Annotated in this window: 15 protein-coding genes; 9 read left to right on the plus strand and 6 right to left on the minus strand. The window is 65.4% G+C overall.

Annotation, left to right across the window (positions count from 1 at the left end; translation table 11 throughout):
* Window positions 1-27 precede the first annotated feature (27 nt).
* A complete protein-coding gene (locus tag O7A60_RS30225; protein ID WP_337109334.1) occupies window positions 28-912 on the plus strand; it encodes a ParB/RepB/Spo0J family partition protein in 885 nt (294 codons plus the stop codon).
* A 315-nt stretch (window positions 913-1227) separates the two neighbouring features.
* Here O7A60_RS30225 and holA read toward each other — a convergent pair whose 3' ends face one another.
* Complete coding sequence (holA, locus tag O7A60_RS30230) at window positions 1228-2271, minus strand: DNA polymerase III subunit delta (RefSeq protein ID WP_337109335.1); 1044 nt, start codon at window positions 2269-2271, stop codon at window positions 1228-1230.
* Window positions 2272-2794: 523 nt separating this feature from the next.
* On the opposite strand from holA, the gene O7A60_RS30235 reads away from it, so the two are divergent.
* The 4 genes from O7A60_RS30235 (at window position 2795) to lpdA (ending at window position 8015) form a co-directional block, all read left to right on the plus strand.
* On the plus strand, window positions 2795-4027 hold the full coding sequence (locus O7A60_RS30235) for a 3-methyl-2-oxobutanoate dehydrogenase (2-methylpropanoyl-transferring) subunit alpha (protein ID WP_337109336.1): 1233 nt from the start codon (window positions 2795-2797) through the stop codon (window positions 4025-4027).
* Between the two features lie 3 nt (window positions 4028-4030).
* Window positions 4031-5044 carry an alpha-ketoacid dehydrogenase subunit beta gene (locus tag O7A60_RS30240; RefSeq protein WP_337109337.1) on the plus strand — a complete coding sequence of 338 codons (1014 nt, stop codon included), beginning with the start codon at window positions 4031-4033 and terminating at the stop codon, window positions 5042-5044.
* A gap of 11 nt (window positions 5045-5055) precedes the next feature.
* Window positions 5056-6375: a dihydrolipoamide acetyltransferase family protein gene (locus O7A60_RS30245; protein ID WP_337109338.1), complete on the plus strand. Its 1320-nt coding sequence runs from the start codon at window positions 5056-5058 to the stop codon at window positions 6373-6375.
* 251 nt (window positions 6376-6626) lie between these two features.
* Window positions 6627-8015 (plus strand): dihydrolipoyl dehydrogenase, encoded by a 1389-nt coding sequence (gene lpdA / locus O7A60_RS30250; RefSeq protein WP_337109339.1) that lies wholly within the window; start codon window positions 6627-6629, stop codon window positions 8013-8015.
* Between the two features lie 223 nt (window positions 8016-8238).
* Here lpdA and O7A60_RS30255 read toward each other — a convergent pair whose 3' ends face one another.
* On the minus strand, window positions 8239-9342 hold the full coding sequence (locus tag O7A60_RS30255; protein WP_337109340.1) for a saccharopine dehydrogenase family protein: 1104 nt from the start codon (window positions 9340-9342) through the stop codon (window positions 8239-8241).
* Window positions 9343-9462: 120 nt separating this feature from the next.
* Here O7A60_RS30255 and O7A60_RS30260 point away from each other — a divergent pair, with 120 nt between their 5' ends.
* Complete coding sequence (locus O7A60_RS30260; protein ID WP_337109341.1) at window positions 9463-9891, plus strand: Lrp/AsnC family transcriptional regulator; 429 nt, start codon at window positions 9463-9465, stop codon at window positions 9889-9891.
* 72 nt (window positions 9892-9963) lie between these two features.
* On the opposite strand, the gene O7A60_RS30265 is transcribed toward O7A60_RS30260, so the two are convergent.
* From O7A60_RS30265 to O7A60_RS30275, 3 genes are all read right to left on the minus strand, one after another.
* A complete protein-coding gene (locus O7A60_RS30265; RefSeq protein WP_337109342.1) occupies window positions 9964-11334 on the minus strand; it encodes a sensor histidine kinase in 1371 nt (456 codons plus the stop codon).
* A gap of 30 nt (window positions 11335-11364) precedes the next feature.
* Window positions 11365-12048 (minus strand): winged helix-turn-helix domain-containing protein, encoded by a 684-nt coding sequence (locus tag O7A60_RS30270; RefSeq protein WP_337109343.1) that lies wholly within the window; start codon window positions 12046-12048, stop codon window positions 11365-11367.
* A gap of 105 nt (window positions 12049-12153) precedes the next feature.
* On the minus strand, window positions 12154-12948 hold the full coding sequence (locus tag O7A60_RS30275) for a COG4705 family protein (protein ID WP_337109344.1): 795 nt from the start codon (window positions 12946-12948) through the stop codon (window positions 12154-12156).
* A gap of 233 nt (window positions 12949-13181) precedes the next feature.
* Between O7A60_RS30275 and O7A60_RS30280 the strand changes: the two genes are divergently transcribed.
* The gene (locus tag O7A60_RS30280) at window positions 13182-13814 is read left to right on the plus strand and encodes a methyltransferase family protein (RefSeq protein WP_337109345.1); all 633 of its coding nucleotides are present in this window, start codon (window positions 13182-13184) and stop codon (window positions 13812-13814) included.
* Window positions 13815-13851: 37 nt separating this feature from the next.
* Here O7A60_RS30280 and O7A60_RS30285 read toward each other — a convergent pair whose 3' ends face one another.
* Window positions 13852-14337, minus strand: coding sequence for a hypothetical protein (locus O7A60_RS30285; protein WP_337109346.1), 486 nt, complete (start codon window positions 14335-14337; stop codon window positions 13852-13854).
* A gap of 220 nt (window positions 14338-14557) precedes the next feature.
* Here O7A60_RS30285 and O7A60_RS30290 point away from each other — a divergent pair, with 220 nt between their 5' ends.
* Complete coding sequence (locus O7A60_RS30290) at window positions 14558-14923, plus strand: RidA family protein (RefSeq protein ID WP_140751983.1); 366 nt, start codon at window positions 14558-14560, stop codon at window positions 14921-14923.
* Between the two features lie 30 nt (window positions 14924-14953).
* Window positions 14954-16189, plus strand: coding sequence for an amidohydrolase/deacetylase family metallohydrolase (locus O7A60_RS30295; RefSeq protein WP_337109347.1), 1236 nt, complete (start codon window positions 14954-14956; stop codon window positions 16187-16189).
* The last annotated feature ends 167 nt before the right edge of the window (window positions 16190-16356 follow it).

Consider the following 16356-nt stretch of genomic DNA (forward strand, 5'->3'; position numbering starts at 1 on the left):
ACGATCTGAAATAGACGTGGAATAAAGATGAGCGAAGATCTCTCGAGGAAAAGACTGGGACGCGGACTGGCGGCACTGATCGGCGAGATCGATCGTCCGGCCGCACCGGAAAAGCCCGGCATGAGCGCCGACGGCAAGGTGCCAATCGAGTTTCTCAGCCCAAACCCGAGAAATCCGCGCCGGCATTTTGGCGATGCCGAACTGACCGACCTCGCCCAGTCGATCCGCGAGCATGGCGTGGTGCAGCCGGTCGTGGCGCGGCCGTCACCGACGCAGGCAGGCCGCTACGAGCTCATCGCCGGCGAGCGGCGCTGGCGCGCGGCGCAGCGTGCCGGGCTGACCGAGATCCCGGTCATCATCCGCGAAGTCAACGACCGCACGGCGCTGGAACTGGCGATCATCGAGAACGTCCAGCGCGCCGACCTCAATCCGGTCGAAGAGGCTCAGGGTTACCAGCAACTCATCGACGACCATGGCTACACCCAGGCCGATCTCGGCCAGGTGATCGGGAAGAGCCGCAGCCATGTCGCCAACACTTTGAGATTGTTGAAGCTGCCCGACGTGATCCGCGACATGCTGGTCGACGGCGCGCTGTCGGCCGGGCATGCCCGCACGCTGGTCACGGCGGAGGATCCGGCCGGCCTTGCCAAGCGCATTGTCGAGGAGGGCCTTTCCGTGCGCCAGGCCGAGGCGCTGGCGCAGATGCCGGCCGGCACCAGTTCCAACGGCACCAAGTCAGCCGCGCCAGCCACCGAAAAGGACGCCGACACGCTGGCCCTGGAAAAGCTGCTGACCGATACGACCGGCATGATCGTCACGGTCGATCACAAGGGCAAGGGTGGCGTGCTGCGGGTTGCGTACCGGAGCCTGGAACAGCTGGACGAGCTGTGCAGGCGGTTGAAACAGGATTAGAGCGGCCGGCGATTGATAGAATCGCCGATCCGTTCTGACTGTTGTTTCTGCGCAGTTCGAACGCAAGGCCGCGACAGACTTTTCCTGGGACACCCTGTTATTTAGCCGGCGAATGTTTCGCGCGGTCTTCCCTTCTCCCCTTGTGGGAGAAGGTGGATCGGCGCGCAGCGCCGAGACGGATGAGGGGTGTTCCAGCGGAGTGAGACGCTGGTTGTGATGCAGCCGATGGCATGAGGACGCGCCAAGCTGGAGCACCCCTCATCCGACCTCGCTTCGCGAGGCCACCTTCCCCACAAGGGGAGAAGGAAGAGGCGCCTACCTTTGCGCCAGCCGCGCGCTCTCCACGGCGATCCCCAGCAGCGCCTGCCTAGCCAGCGCCACCGACAGGTCCGGCCGGCGCCGCGTCTGCAGCACGGCTGATTGCAGGCGGGTCAGCGCGCGGCCGAGGGCCTCGCTGTTCCAGCGCTCCAGCGCTCTCTCCACCAGCTTGCGGCGCGCGAAAAAGACCGGCGGGCGCGCGGCGGCAACGACGGAAGCGGCGTTGCGGCCGCCGGAGTCCATCTGGCCGCGCATGACCTGGATCTGCTGTATCTGCCGCATCGCCGAGGACAGCACCAGGAAGGGCTGGCCGCCGCCCTGGCAGTGCCGCGTGAAGGCGGTGTCGAAGTCGCCGATCCTGCCTTCAAGCAGCGCGTCGACGGCATCGTCATAAGAGGCACCGGACACGTCGCCCGACATGGCTCTCACCTCTTCCAGCCCGATTTCCTTCTGGCCGTGGGCGTAGAGGATGAGTTTTTCGATCTCGCCGCGCGAGGCCAGCCGGTCGCCGCCGAGATTGCGGCGCAGCGCCTGTCTGGCCTCCAGCGTCATCGACATCCCGGCCTTGCGCAGCTCGTCGTCGATGACCGTGTCGATGTCCCTGGCCTCGTCGGCGTAGCAGGGCAAGGCCATGGCATTGTCGGCGCCCTCGACCACGGCGCGTAATCCAACGCCTTTCTTCAAATCGCCGGCCTCGATCAGGATGATGGCGTCCCGCACCGGCTCCGCCGTCAGCGCCTTGATGTCGTCGGCCAGTGCCTTCTGGCCGCTGGCGTTGCGTACCCAGAGCAGCCGCCGGTCGGAAAACATCGGCACGGTGCGGGCTTCGTCGAGCAGCCGGCCCTCGTCGCGGTCGACCTCCGAACCCTCGAGCCTGACCACGGAGAACGGATCGTCGAGCGGCAGACCGATCTTTCCGGCAAAGGCCTTCGCCCGCTCCGAGACAAGGCCGCGATCGGGGCCATAAAGCAGGACGATCGAGATGCGCGGATCGGGCCGCGCGAGCCAGGAATCGACCTCGAAAGCTTTCTTCTGTGCCATGGAGGGTGGTTAGCATGATGCGTGCGCGGGGTGAACGGCGATCGGCACCGAGCACTCTTTTCCTTCTCCCCTTGTGGGAGAAGGTGGATCGGCGCGCAGCGCCGAGACGGATGAGGGGTGTTCCAGCGGAGTGAGACGCTGGTTGTGATGCAGCCGATTGGCATCAGGACGCCAAGCTGGAGCACCCCTCATCCGACCTCGCTTCGCGAGGCCACCGCCCTGGGCGAGTCACGGGCCTCGCCCGCCCTTCGGCCCCACAAGGGGAGAAGGAAAAGCGGCGGCGCTCTGCCCCCAATCACCTTATCTGGCGACAAACACGGCGCAACCATTCGCCAAATTGCGTGCCGCTGCTCAACATCGACAAGAAATTTCGCGGACATATCTTCATCTTGAGCGCGGGAGGCTGGGATCGGCCGGTGCGGCCGGAACCAATGCCCGGATGACTTGCTTGGCGAATTCGCACTGGTCTGGACGCGCGGATGTGCAAATATCGCACCCAGGCAACATTGGAGGAGTCTTGGTCATGGCCGATGCTGGGATGTTGCGTTTTCACGTTCCGGAGCCGGAAGTGCGGCCGGGCGGCACGCCTGACTTTTCCAACGTGACCATCGCCCAGGCCGGCTCGGTGCCGCGTCCCGACATCGATGTCGATCCGCGCACCATCCGCGACATGGCCTTTTCGATCATCCGCGTGCTGAACCGCAATGGCGAAGCCGTCGGACCATGGGCCGGGCTGCTTTCCAGCGAGGAATTGCTGGAGGGCCTGCGCAACATGATGACGCTGCGCACCTTCGACGCGCGCATGCAGATGGCGCAGAGGCAAGGCAAGACCTCCTTCTACATGCAGCATCTGGGCGAAGAAGCGGTGAGCTGCGCCTTTCGCAAGGCGCTTGCCCCGGGCGACATGAACTTCCCGACCTATCGCCAGGCCGGCCTGCTGATCGCCGACGGCTATCCGATGGTCACGATGATGAACCAGATCTATTCCAACGAGGCCGATCCGCTGAAAGGCCGGCAGCTGCCGATCATGTATTCGTCGAAAGAGCACGGCTTCTTCTCGATATCGGGCAATCTGGCGACGCAGTATATCCAGGCGGTCGGCTGGGCGATGGCCTCGGCGATCTCGAACGATTCGCGCATCGCCGCCGCCTGGATCGGCGACGGCTCGACGGCGGAGTCCGACTTCCATTCGGCGCTGGTGTTCGCCTCCACCTACAAGGCTCCGGTGGTGCTCAACGTCGTCAACAACCAGTGGGCGATCTCGACTTTTCAGGGCATTGCGCGCGGCGGCTCGGGCACCTTCGCGGCGCGCGGCCTCGGCTTCGGCATTCCGTCGCTGCGCGTCGACGGCAATGACTATCTGGCGGTCCACGCAGTGGCCAAATGGGCGGCGACCAGGGCCCGCAATAATCTCGGGCCCACGCTGGTCGAATATGTCACCTACCGCGCCGGCGCCCATTCGAGCTCGGACGATCCCTCCGCCTACCGGCCAAAGACCGAGTCCGACGCCTGGCCGCTCGGCGATCCGGTCGTGCGGCTGAAGAACCATCTGATCAGGCTCGGCGCCTGGTCGGACGAGCGGCACGCGCAGGCCGAGGCGGAAATCCTCGACACGGTCATCGCGGCGCAGAAGGAGGCGGAAAGCCACGGCACGCTGCATGCCGGCGGCAAGCCGTCGACGCGCGACATGTTCGAGGGCCTCTATGCCGAGATGCCGCCGCATCTCAGACGCCAGCGCCAGCAGGCGGGAGTCTGAGCCATGCCAAGACGGACCATGATCGAGGCCATCCGGGACGCCATGGACGTTTCGATGGAACGCGACAGCAAAGTCGTCGTGTTCGGCGAGGATGTCGGCTTCTTCGGCGGCGTTTTTCGCGTCACCCATGGCCTGCAGGCCAAATACGGCAAGAGCCGTTGCTTCGACGCGCCGATCAACGAATCCGGCATTGTCGGCTCGGCCATCGGCATGGCCGCTTATGGCCTGAAGCCGTGCGTGGAGATTCAGTTTGCCGACTACATGTATCCGGCCTACGACCAGCTGACGCAGGAAGCCGCAAGGCTGCGCTACCGCTCGAACGGTGATTTCACCTGCCCGATCGTGGTGCGCATGCCGACCGGTGGCGGCATCTTCGGCGGCCAGACGCACAGCCAGAGCCCGGAGGCGCTGTTCACCCATGTGTCGGGCCTGAAGACGGTGGTGCCATCCAACCCGCATGACGCCAAGGGCCTGCTGATCGCGGCGATCGAGGATCCCGACCCGGTGATCTTCTTGGAGCCGAAGCGGCTCTATAATGGCCCGTTCGACGGCCATCACGACCGGCCGGTGACGCCATGGTCGAAGCACGAACTCGGCGAGGTCGCCGACGGCCACTATACCGTGCCGCTCGGCAAGGCGGCGATCCGCAGGGCGGGTTCCGCCGTCACGGTGCTCGCCTATGGCACCATGGTCTATGTCGCCCAGGCCGCGGCCGAGGAGACCGGCATCGATGCCGAGATCATCGACCTCAGGACGCTGCTGCCGCTCGACCTCGATACGATCGTGGCCTCGGTGAAGAAGACCGGACGTTGCGTGGTGGTACACGAGGCGACGCTGACGTCGGGCTTCGGCGCCGAACTGTCGGCGCTGGTGCAGGAAAACTGCTTCTATCATCTGGAAGCGCCGGTGGTCCGCGTCGCCGGCTGGGACACGCCCTATCCGCACGCGCAGGAGTGGGACTATTTCCCCGGCCCGGCCCGTGTCGGCCGTGCGCTCGTCGAAACATTGGAAGCTTAGAGAGGCCTGAAATGGGCGAACACATCATCAAGCTGCCCGATGTCGGCGAGGGCGTCGCCGAGGCCGAACTCGTCGAATGGCATGTGAAGATCGGCGACATCGTACGCGAGGACACGGTGCTGGCCGCCGTGATGACCGACAAGGCGACGGTCGAAATCCCGTCGCCCGTCGATGGCGAGATCCTGTGGCTGGGCGCCGAGATCGGCGACACGGTGGCGATCGGTTCGCCCATCGTGCGGCTGAAGGTGGCGGGCGAGGGCAATGTGAAGTCTACCGGCAAAGAAGCGGCACCGGCCGCCGAAGCGCCCGCCAAGCCGGCGAGCCCAAAGCCCGAAACCGCACTGGCCCCCAAGGCAAAACCCGCCGAGGCACCGGCGAAACCCGCGCCATCGCCGGCTGCCGCCAAGGCCATGGCACAGGCCTCGGCCGGCGCACCGCGCCCGGAAGGCGAAGAGCCGCTGGCCTCGCCAGCCGTCCGCTTGCGCGCCAAGGAGGCCGGCATCGATCTCAGGCAAGTGGCAGGCAGTGGCCCGGCCGGCCGCATCGGCCATGAAGACGTCGAGGCCTTCCTGGCGCGCGGGCCGCAAGTGGCCAAGGCATCGGGCCTCGCCCGCAACGATGCCATCGAGGATATCAAACTGGTCGGCCTGCGGCGCAAGATCGCCGAGAAGATGACGCTGTCCAAATCGCGCATCCCGCACATCACCTATGTCGAGGAGATCGACGTGACGGCGCTGGAGGAATTGCGCGCCGCGCTCAACAAGGAGAAGCGTGTTGCCAAGGGCGGCGCGGAGAGGCCGAAGCTGACGCTGCTGCCGTTCCTGATGCGGGCGATGGTCAAGGCGATCGCGGACCAGCCCCAACTCAATTCGCTGTTCGACGACGAGGCCGGCATCATCCACCAGCATGGCGGCATCCATATCGGCATCGCCGCGCAGACGCCGTCTGGGCTGGTGGTGCCTGTCGTCAAGCATGCCGAGGCGCGCGACATCTGGGAGTGCGGCGCCGAGGTCGCCAGGCTGGCCGAGGCGGCCAAGTCGGGCACGGCGACGCGTGACGAGCTGTCGGGCTCGACCATCACCATCACCTCGCTCGGCGCCATGGGCGGCGTCGCCACCACGCCGGTCATAAACCATCCGGAAGTGGCGATCATCGGCGTCAACAAGATGATGGTGCGGCCGGTGTGGGACGGCACGCAGTTCATCCCGCGCAAGATGATGAACCTGTCGTCGAGCTTCGACCACCGCGTCATCGACGGCTGGGACGCCGCGGTGTTCATCCAGCGGATCAAGGCGCTGCTGGAGACACCTGCGCTGATTTTCGTGGATTGAGAGGGGATGATGGGGTCGGTCTCGAACGGAAATCAATGCGCGGCGGGCGGATGTAAGCTCCCCCTTCTCCCCTTGTGGGAGAAGGTGTCGCCGCAGGCGACGGATGAGGGGTGTTCCAGGGAACGCCGACGTTTCACTCCGCTGGAACACCCCTCGTCCGTCTCGTCGCTGGCGCGCCGATCCACCTTCTCCCACAACAAGGGGAGAAGGCAAAAGCGCGCGGCGGCCTTCGTCCAAGGGAAGCCGACGCCATGAAAGAAATTTCCTGCAAGCTGCTCGTCATCGGCGCCGGTCCGGGCGGCTATGTCTGTGCCATTCGTGCCGGGCAGCTCGGCGTCGACACGGTCATCGTCGAGGCGGGCAAGCCCGGCGGCACCTGCCTCAATGTCGGCTGCATCCCCTCAAAAGCGCTGATCCATGCGGCGGAGGAATTCGAGAAGGTCGCGCACATGGCCGGCGGCAAGAGCCCGCTCGGCATTTCGGTCACGGCACCGGTGCTCGATCTGGCCAGGACCATCGCCTGGAAGGACGGGATCGTCAGCCGGCTCAACGGTGGCGTCGCCGGCCTGCTCAAGAAGGCCGGGGTGAAGACCGTGCACGGCTGGGCGAGGTTTCGCGACGGCAAGACCGTCGAGGTCGAGACCGAAACCGGCAGCCAGGTGATCCGCGCGGAAACGATCGTGATCGCGACGGGCTCGGCGCCGGTCGAACTCCTGCCCTTCGGCGGGCCGGTGATTTCATCCACCGAGGCGCTGGCGCTGAGCGAAGTGCCGAAGAGGCTTGCGGTCGTCGGCGGCGGCTATATCGGCCTCGAGCTCGGCATGGCCTTCGCCAAGATGGGCGCCAAGGTGACCGTGGTCGAGGCCCTGCCGCGCGTGCTGGCGCAGTATGATGCGGAGTTGACCCGGCCGGTGGTCAAGCGGCTCGCAGCACTTGGCGTCGAAGTGATGACAGGCGCCAAGGCCAAGGGATTGTCCACGAAAGGCGATGCGCTGCTGGTCGAGACATCCGACGGCAAGAGCGGCAAGGTCGCGGCCGACAAGATCCTGGTGACGGTCGGCCGCAAGCCGGTGACCGAGGGCTGGGGGCTCGAGCAGATCGATCTCGACAGGGCCGGAAAATTCATCAGGATCGACGACCAGTGCCGCACCTCGATGCGCGGCGTCTTCGCCATCGGCGACGTCACCGGCGAGCCGATGCTGGCGCACCGGGCAATGGCGCAGGGCGAGATGGTCGCCGAGATCGTCGCCGGCCACAAGCGCAGCTGGGACAAGCGCTCGATCCCCGCCGTTTGCTTCACCGATCCCGAGCTGGTGACGGCGGGTCTGTCGCCTGAAGAGGCCAAGGCGCTCGGCGAGATCAAGATCGGCCTGTTCCCCTTCGCCGCCAATGGCCGTGCCATGACCAAGCTCGCCGAGGATGGTTTCGTCCGCGTCGTGGCGCGTGCGGACAATCACCTGGTGCTCGGCATCCAGGCGGTCGGTCAAGGCGTGTCGGAGCTGTCGGCGGCGTTTGGGCTGGCGCTGGAGATAGGGGCAAGGCTGGAGGACATCGCAGGCACGATCCATGCCCATCCGACGCAAGGCGAAGGGTTCCAGGAAGCCGCGCTAAAGGCGCTGGGCCACGCGCTGCATATTTGAGGTGGCGCGCCGATGCAGATCGGCAATGCCGGTGGGATAGCGCCCCCCTCTGCCCTGCCGGGCATCTCCCCCTCAAGGGGGGAGATCGGCAGTTTCGACGCTGCGGGTTACTTCACCACCGAAAATTGGCGAAGGCCACAGTGAAGTCCAATCTCCCCCCTCGAGGGGGAGATGTCCGGCAGGACAGAGGGGGGCGCTGTCCCGCCAGCGTGTCCGGAAGGGCTCACCCCGCTAGCCGGCTTACCATCTCATGTTGGGCATAGGCGCGGCCGAAGCGGTTGGCTAAGAAGGCTTCGAGCGCGATTTCCTCCTGCTTGACGAAGCCGGTCGCAGGCAAGCTGCCATCGGCCAGCATGTCGAGCACGGCGCAGATGCCGGAGGCGGTGGTGATCTGGATGGCGCTGCGCACCGTCTGGCCGACGCGCCTGGAATAGATCTTGTTGGCGTAGGTCTCCTGCAGCAGACGGCCGTTCTTGCGGCCGGAAACGGTGACGAAGACGATGACCACGTCCTGCAGCGTCGCCGGCAGGGCGCTTTCGAAAATGTCCTTCAGCACGTCGCGGCGGTGACGCAGGCCAAGGTCGTTGAGCAGCGCCTTCATGATCGCGGCGTGGCCGGGGTAGCGGATGGTGCGGTAGTTCAGCGTGCGCACCTTGCCCTTCAGCGTCTCGGCCAAGGTGCCGAGCCCACCCGAGGTGTTGAACGCCTCGTAGGTGACGCCGTCGAGCGAGAACTCCTCGCGCTCTTCCAGCGGCGGCACTTCGACCAGCTCGCCCTCGACGATCGCCTCGCAGGGCTCGCAATATTCGTTGATGACGCCGTCGGTGCTCCAGGTCAGATTGTAGTTCAGCGCGTTGGACGGGTATTGCGGCAGCGCGCCGACGCGCATGCGCACGCTTTCCAGCGTCTCGAAGCGGCTGGCGAGATCGTTGGCGACGATCGAGATGAAGCCCGGCGCCAGTCCGCATTGCGGGATGAAGGCGCTCTTGGCTGAACGTGCCAGCTCCTTGACGCGCCTCGTCGAGACGACATCCTCGGTGAGATCGAGATAGTGCACGCCGGCGCTGGCCGCCGCTTCGGCGATGCGCGTGGTGAGATGGAAGGGGGCGGCGCTCAGCACCGCGAACTTGCCGGCGAGTGCGGCTTCAAGCGCACCGACCGCCGCGATGTCGAGTACGAGCGTCTCGACGCCATCGGGCACTTCGGCGGCAGTGAGTTGCGCGGCCGACCGGTCGACGAGGGTGACATGGTAATCACCCGTTGCGGCGAGCATTTCGGCGATGGTCGAGCCGATCTTGCCGGCCCCAACGATAACGATGTTGTTCATGGTCAAATACCCTGCCATCTGCGTTCGCCGGAATCATCGCAGCTTGCCTGTCGAAAGGAAGCGTGAGATCTTGCAAACCGCACCCTATCTTTAGTTAATTTGCCGAAGAGTTTCGTCGAAATGCTCAGTGATGCCGAACAGGCCCTGCTTTCCCTGCTGCGCGCCAACGCGCGCGCCTCGACGGCCGAACTGGCGCGGCAGCTCGGCGTTTCGCGCACCACGGTGCAAAGCCGGATCGAGCGGCTGGAGCAGCGCGGCATCATCACGGGCTATGGCGTCAGGCTGGCGCCGGACTATGAGCAGGGGCTGGTCAGGGCGCATGTGCTGCTCACCGTCACGCCCAAGCTGGCCGATAGGGTGGTGCGCAGCCTGCAGGCATTGGCGTCAGTGCGGACGCTGCATTCGGTCAGCGGCAATTTCGACATGATCGTCATCGTCGACGCGCCGTCGATCCGCGACCTCGACACGCTGCTCGACCAGATCGGCGCCATGGACGGGGTGGAGCGGACCGCGTCGTCGATCATCCTGTCGACACGGATCGACAGGTGAAGATCGATACAGCCGACCTCCCCCGCAAGGGGGGAGATTGGCCGTTACACCGGGTTTCGCCAACTTCCGAAGTTAATCCGTCGCCAAGGGAAAACTCACCACCACGGCCAGCCCAGGCCGGCAGTCCTCGAGCGTGATAGTCGCGCCGTGCAGGTCGGCGATGGCCCGGACGAGGCTGAGGCCGAGACCGCTGCCCGGCGTCGATCGGCTGTGGTCCAGCCGGTAGAGCCGCTGAAACACTTTTTCACGCTCGCCGGCGGGAATGCCGGGACCGTTGTCGGCGACGCTGGCAAGGACGCGGTCACCCTGGCGCGTCACCGACAGTTTGATCGAGGTGCCGGGCGGGCAATGGCGCAGCGTGTTCTCCACCAGATTGGCGACCATCTGCGTCAACAGTTCGCGATCACCGTGGATCCGGCCCGTCGTCTCCTCCAGCCGCGGCGGCAACAGCGACTTGCCGTCGTCCTCGGCCACGTCGGTGTAGACCTCGGCGATGGTCCGCAGGATCTCGCCGGGATCGACATCGGTGAAGCGCGCCTTGCGCGCACCGGCCTCGATCTGCGCGATCCGCAGCAACGCGTCGAAGGTCTCGTTGATCTGATGGCCTTCCGTGCGGGCGTCGGCCAGATCGTCGGAGACGTCCTGGTGCCGCGCGGCCTTGTCGGCCGCACCCTCCAGGATCATCTGCAGGCGGTTGAGCGGCGTCTTAAGATCGTGCGCGATGTCGGCGCTGACCTGCTTCATGCCTTCGACCAGTGCCGACAGGCGATCGAGCGCCGCGTTGACCTGGCTGGAGACGATGTCGATGTCGTCGCCCTTGCCGGTCAGCGGGATGCGGGTATCGAGCCTGCCATGCGAAACGTCGACCATCGTGGCGGCAATGCCGTCGAGACGGCGCTGGACGCGCGAGGCGAGCAGGGCGCCGCCGGTGACGGCCAGGCCGGTGATGATCAGGGTCGCCCAGCCGAAGCTCATCAGCATGATCGTCTCCAGCTCCTCTGTCTCGGAGAGGCTGAAGGCGATGGTCAAAGTGTTGGCGCCCAACGAACCGGAATAGGCGCGGTATTCAGTGCCCGGCGGCAGGCCAGGCATCTCGGCGCCGAACATCGAGAAACCGTCGGGAAGTCCCGCCGCAGTGAAGTTGCCGGCGATACGGTTGCCGGCCGCGTCGGTCAGCGAAAAGAGCTGTGCCTTCTTCAGGCTGCGCGTGGAGTGGCTTTCGACGGTCTCCACCAGCTCCTTGAGATCATTGCCGGCATAGGTCGCGGCGATGACGGAATAGGTTTCCTTAATGGTGTCGTCGAGCTGCTCGGCAAGGTCGGCGCTCATCATCTGGTAGACGATGGCGCCCGCCAGCACGAAGGCCAGCATGAACAGGAAGGCGAACGTCAGGGCAAGCCGGAACGGCGTGCTGCGCAGCAGGCGGGTCCAGGTCGCCGTCATGAGAAAGTCGCGGTCATCGGGATGTCGCGATCACTGGGAGAGCGGCGGGTGCAGGCTGTAGCCGGTGTTGCGGATGGTGTGGATGAGCTGGGTATCGAACGGCTTGTCGACCTTGGCCCGCAGCCGGCTGATATGGGTCTCGACGACGCTGGTCTTGGGATCGAAATGAAAATCCCAGACGCGTTCCAGAAGCATGGTGCGGGTGATGACGCGGCCCTCGCCGCGCATCAGCACCTCGAGCAGGCTGAACTCCCTCGGCTGCAGGTCGATCGGCTGGCCCTGCCTGACGACGCGGCGCATGATCAGGTCCATCTCGAGATCGGCAACCCTGAGCACGGTCTTCTGCTCCTGCGCGGCCGGCCGCCGGCCAAGCGCGTTGATGCGGGCAAGCAATTCGGAAAAGGCGAAGGGCTTGACCAGATAGTCGTCGCCGCCGGCCTCGAGCCCCTCGACGCGGTCGTCTATGCCGCCGACGGAGGTGAGGAAGATTGCCGGTGTGCGCACGCCCGCGGCGCGGACAGCCTTGACCATCGACAGGCCGTCAAGGCCCGGGATCATCCGGTCGGCGACGATCACGTCGTAGCCGCCGCTGGTCGCGGCGAAAAGTCCCTCATGCCCGTTGCGCAGGAGATCGCAGACATGGCCGGCCTCGGTCAATCCCCTGACGATGTAGTCCGCCGTCCTGTGGTCGTCCTCGACGAGAAGTAGCCGCATCGCTGTTCCGGTTGATTGCCGATATCGGGGACAGGCTATCACCGGCACGTTCCCGTTCCTAGGATGGTCGCAAGGCCGGCTGCCGCCGCAGCGCCCGGCGGCGGCTCAGTCCGATTCCAGCAGGATCTCGTCGGCATCGCCGGCGGTTTGCCTCAGTGTCATGGAGAGGACCAGGGCGATGATGCAGCCGAGGAAGATCAGGCTGGTGAAAATGGTGCCAAAACCCAAACCGCCATATTCGGCCGGCCGCGACAGCCAATCGCCGAAGGAGGCACCCAGCGGACGCGTCAGTATATAGGCGAGCCAGAAGGCCAGAACGGCGCTCAGGTGGATGAGATAATAGGCCAGCACGATGAGCGCGATGACGCCGCCGAACAGCAGGCCAGTGGCGAGATAGCCCAAGTCGAAACTCTCGGCGACAAGATCGCCGGCGGCGGTGCCGAGCGAGAAGGTGAACAGGATCGCCAGCCAGTAGAAGATCTCTCGGCGGGTGGTGAAGATGGTGTGGATAGAGAGCGTCCGCTCGCTCGCGTACCAGACCGCGAACGTCGCCGCGAGCACCACCGAGAAGGCAATCGTGGTGGTCTGCAGGCGCACGCCGAAATTGTCGACGAGGTTATCGGTGACCAGCGTGCCGACGACGCTGATCAGCACCACCGCCAGCCAGTAGGCCCAGGGCACGTAGCGTTTCTGCGCGAACTGCAGCACGAGAGCGACGATCAGGACGCCGGCCATGATCAGCGAGGTGACGGTCAGCCCGAGACCGAGGTTGACGGCGAGATAGTCGGCCGCCGTTTCGCCCATCGTCACCGCCATCAGCTTGATCAGCCAGAAGTCGAGGGTGACGTCAGGAACCCGGTTGGGGCTTGGTGCGGCGGGGTGTGTGTTGGGCGCGAGCATGGCTGGTGTCCCGATGTCGATGGTTGCGGCGGCGATCCGGCATCCGGACAATAGGCAAGCGACTTCACTGCAGCCTGTCCGGTGGCATACAAATTCGTAAGGATGGCTTTGCCTGGCGCAAAAGGTCTTTACGAATGCCGCGTGGTGCGCTGACAGAAGGCGACCGCCTTGTATCCGCCATCAATGGCGTGCCCCAGTGGCCGGGCTCTAGAGAGCGCCCCAGGAAAACACCAATGACCTACGCCTCCCTCAAGCCGGTTTCGAAGGCTTTCGTCCAGCGCAAGCGGCTGATTTTCACCCGCGTCGCGGCAGTGCTGGCGGTGCTGCTGCTGTTCCTGACAAAGCCGGCGCTCAGCGAAGGCTCGCACGGCCACGAGACGCTTGAATTCCTCGGCTTCTGCCTGGTGCTCGCCTGCGTCGCCGGCCGGCTGTGGAGCATCCTCTATGTCGGCGGCAAGAAGAATGAGGAGCTGGTTTCGGCGGGCCCATTCTCGATGACCCAGAACCCGCTCTACTTCTTCTCGACGGTCGGAGCGGTCGGTATCGGTCTGCTCTATGGCTCGCTGGTGGCGGCCGCCGTCCTCGGTGTGGCCAGCTTCCTGATCTTCCGCGTCACGGCGCGCAAGGAAGCCGAATATCTCCTGGGCAAGTTCGGCCCGGCCTATTCAGCCTATATCAAGGCGACGCCCCGGTTCTGGCCGAACCCGCTGCTCTACCGCGACAGTGACGAGCTGCAGTTCTCGACGCGCGCGCTGAAGCGCACTTTTTTCGACGGGCTCTATTTCCTCGCCATCTTCCCGATCATCGAACTCGTCGAGTATCTCCGGGAAAACGGACTGCTGCCGGCTATCATCACGCTGTACTGAGCGCCGAGCGCCCGCACGGCAATCAGCCGCGCCTCGACTAGCCGCCCAGTGGGTACGGCATGTAGCCGACGAAGCCGGCTATCTTCCAGTTCGCCCCGACCTTCCGGCAGAAATACAGCGTCTGCCATTTCAGCCGGTCGACGCTGCCATCCGCCTTGGCGACGCTGCCGTCGAACTTCTTGTGCAGCACGGCGCGGTCGCCGTCGACATCGATGTCGCGCAGATTGGTGACGCGAAACAGCGCCTCGCGCAACGGCTCCGCGAATTTGGTCGCCGCCGTCTCCTTGGCCTGGCGCAGCCACTCGTCGCGATAGATCTCCAGCCGCGGGAATTGCAGCCGCCAGGCATCGGCGTTGCTGAGGAAATTCGCGTGCATGCCGAAGAAGCTTTCGGCGACAAAGTCGTTCTCGACCATGGACCAGTCCTGGCCGATGAAGGCGTCGATGTCGCGCCGCACCAGCATCTCCCACAGCGCGTGGCGGTCGGCGTCGCCGGAAGGAAACGGGTTCTTGTCGAAGGTCATCGTCGGGGTCTCCGGTCTCGCAAGGGCGTCTGTCCGTCGTGGCGTCGAGCCCGGCCGGCAACGCGCACGATGCAAGCGCTTCTGTAATAAAGCAACACGGATTTCGAAGGATGTTGCTTTCCAACAAGGGCCCTATCGGGATCGCCCCGATCGCGGTAAATCTCGCCCCAAAGCGGGCGCCGCCTCGGTGCCTTGCCATGTCACCGGAGGAGGCCATCCCTTGCCCAAGCAGACTTTTGGAACATCCCACGTGCCGCTGTCGCCCGCCGTGCGGGCCGGCGATTTCGTCTTTGTCTCGGGCCAGGTTCCGGTCGGCGGCGACGGCATCGTGGTCAAGGGCGGCATTGCGGAACAGACCGAGCAGGTGCTCGCCAATGTGAAGGCCGCGCTGGCGCTCGCCGGCTGTACGATGGACGACGTGGTCAAGACCACCGTCTGGCTGGAGGACGCGCGCGACTTCGGCGGCTTCAACGCGGTCTATGCCAGGCACTTCCCGAAGAATCCGCCGGCGCGCACCACGGTCGAATCGCGGCTGATGATTGACATCAAGATCGAAGTCGAGGCCGTCGCGTACAGGCCGGTCTGAAAGGCAAAGTAACAAGGCGGAGGCATCTCCATGCAATTCGACCTCCTGCTGAAGGGTGGACGGCTGATCGATCCGGCGTCCGGCATCGACGCGCCACGCGATGTCGCCATCGCCAATCGCCGTGTCGCTGCTGTCGACGCCGATATCCCCGTGACCAGCGCCGCGCAGGTGGTCGATGCGACGGGCTGCATCGTCGCGCCCGGTCTGGTCGACCTGCACAGCCACGTCTATTGGGGCGGCACCTCGCTCGGCGTCGATGCCGACAGGCTCGCCGCCAAGAGCGGTACCACCACCTTCATCGATGCCGGCAGCGCGGGTGCGGGCAATTTCCTCGGCTTCCGCCGCCATGTCATGGAGCGCTCGAAGGCGCGCATCCTGGCCTATGTCAACATTTCCTTTGCCGGCATTTTCGGCTTTGCGCAGACGGTGTCGGTCGGCGAATGCAGCGATCTCCGGCTTTGCGAACCGCGCGAGGTGGTGGCGGCGGCGCGCGAGCACGCCGACGTAGTCGTCGGCGTCAAGGTCCGCTCCGGCAAACATGCCGGCGGCACCAGCGGCATCGCGCCGGTCGATCTGGCGCTGGAAGCCGCCGACAAGGCCGGGCTGCCGCTGATGGCGCATATAGACGAGCCGCCGCCCGGCCGCTCCGAAGTGCTGCCGCGCCTGCGCCGGGGCGACATCCTCACCCATTGCTTTCGGCCGTTCCCCAATGCGCCGGTGTTCGCCTCCGGCATGGTGCGGCCCGACATGCGGCTGGCGCGCGAGCGCGGCGTCATCTTCGATCTCGGCCACGGCATGGGCTCGTTCGATTTCGACGTCGCCCGCGCCATGCTCGCCGAAGGTCTGGCGCCCGACGTCATTTCGAGCGATGTGCATCTCTACTGCGTCGACGGGCCGGCCTTCGACATATTGGTGTGCATGTCGAAGCTGATGGCGATCGGCATGCCGCTGGTCGAGGTTTTGCGCGCCGCGACGCAAGCGCCGGCGCGGGCGATCGCGCGGCCCGATCTCGGCACGCTGGCGGTCGGCACGGCGGGGGATGTCGCCGTGCTGCGGCAGCGTCCGGGCCGCTTCACCTTCGTCGACGCGGTCGGCGCCTCGCTGGTCGCCGACCAGCGGCTGATGTCGGAAGGCATCGTCATCGGCGGCACCTGGTGGCCTAACGAAGCGGCGAATGACCTTGGCGAGACCGAGCGCTTCGAAGCGCATGCAAACCATACGCATGTCGAGGTGGCGGCCCGGCATTTCGGGCATAGGCATGAGTGAGGCCGTGCGGTCTTCCCTTCTCCCCCTGTGGGAGAAGGTGGCCTCGCGAAGCGAGGTCGGATGAGGGGTGCTCCAGGGAGAGCCAACGCCTCACTCCGCTGGAACACCCCTTGTATCTGCACGGAGGAAACTTTGTGCGAGAAGAGCGACTGAGCCTCGAACCGGAT

This window comes from Mesorhizobium salmacidum (SeqCode) (assembly GCF_037179605.1).
GTDB classification, from domain to species: Bacteria; Pseudomonadota; Alphaproteobacteria; order Rhizobiales; family Rhizobiaceae; genus Mesorhizobium; species Mesorhizobium salmacidum.

Excerpts from the sequence above, each read along its gene's own strand:
- O7A60_RS30225 (WP_337109334.1), top strand. The coding sequence starts at position 28 with ATGAGCGAAGATCTCTCGAGGAAAAGACTGGGACGCGGACTGGCGGCA.
- holA (WP_337109335.1), bottom strand. The coding sequence starts at position 2,271 with ATGGCACAGAAGAAAGCTTTCGAGGTCGATTCCTGGCTCGCGCGGCCC.
- O7A60_RS30235 (WP_337109336.1), top strand. The coding sequence starts at position 2,795 with ATGGCCGATGCTGGGATGTTGCGTTTTCACGTTCCGGAGCCGGAAGTG.
- O7A60_RS30240 (WP_337109337.1), top strand. The coding sequence starts at position 4,031 with ATGCCAAGACGGACCATGATCGAGGCCATCCGGGACGCCATGGACGTT.
- O7A60_RS30245 (WP_337109338.1), top strand. The coding sequence starts at position 5,056 with ATGGGCGAACACATCATCAAGCTGCCCGATGTCGGCGAGGGCGTCGCC.
- lpdA (WP_337109339.1), top strand. The coding sequence starts at position 6,627 with ATGAAAGAAATTTCCTGCAAGCTGCTCGTCATCGGCGCCGGTCCGGGC.
- O7A60_RS30255 (WP_337109340.1), bottom strand. The coding sequence starts at position 9,342 with ATGAACAACATCGTTATCGTTGGGGCCGGCAAGATCGGCTCGACCATC.
- O7A60_RS30260 (WP_337109341.1), top strand. The coding sequence starts at position 9,463 with ATGCTCAGTGATGCCGAACAGGCCCTGCTTTCCCTGCTGCGCGCCAAC.
- O7A60_RS30265 (WP_337109342.1), bottom strand. The coding sequence starts at position 11,334 with ATGACGGCGACCTGGACCCGCCTGCTGCGCAGCACGCCGTTCCGGCTT.
- O7A60_RS30270 (WP_337109343.1), bottom strand. The coding sequence starts at position 12,048 with ATGCGGCTACTTCTCGTCGAGGACGACCACAGGACGGCGGACTACATC.
- O7A60_RS30275 (WP_337109344.1), bottom strand. The coding sequence starts at position 12,948 with ATGCTCGCGCCCAACACACACCCCGCCGCACCAAGCCCCAACCGGGTT.
- O7A60_RS30280 (WP_337109345.1), top strand. The coding sequence starts at position 13,182 with ATGACCTACGCCTCCCTCAAGCCGGTTTCGAAGGCTTTCGTCCAGCGC.
- O7A60_RS30285 (WP_337109346.1), bottom strand. The coding sequence starts at position 14,337 with ATGACCTTCGACAAGAACCCGTTTCCTTCCGGCGACGCCGACCGCCAC.
- O7A60_RS30295 (WP_337109347.1), top strand. The coding sequence starts at position 14,954 with ATGCAATTCGACCTCCTGCTGAAGGGTGGACGGCTGATCGATCCGGCG.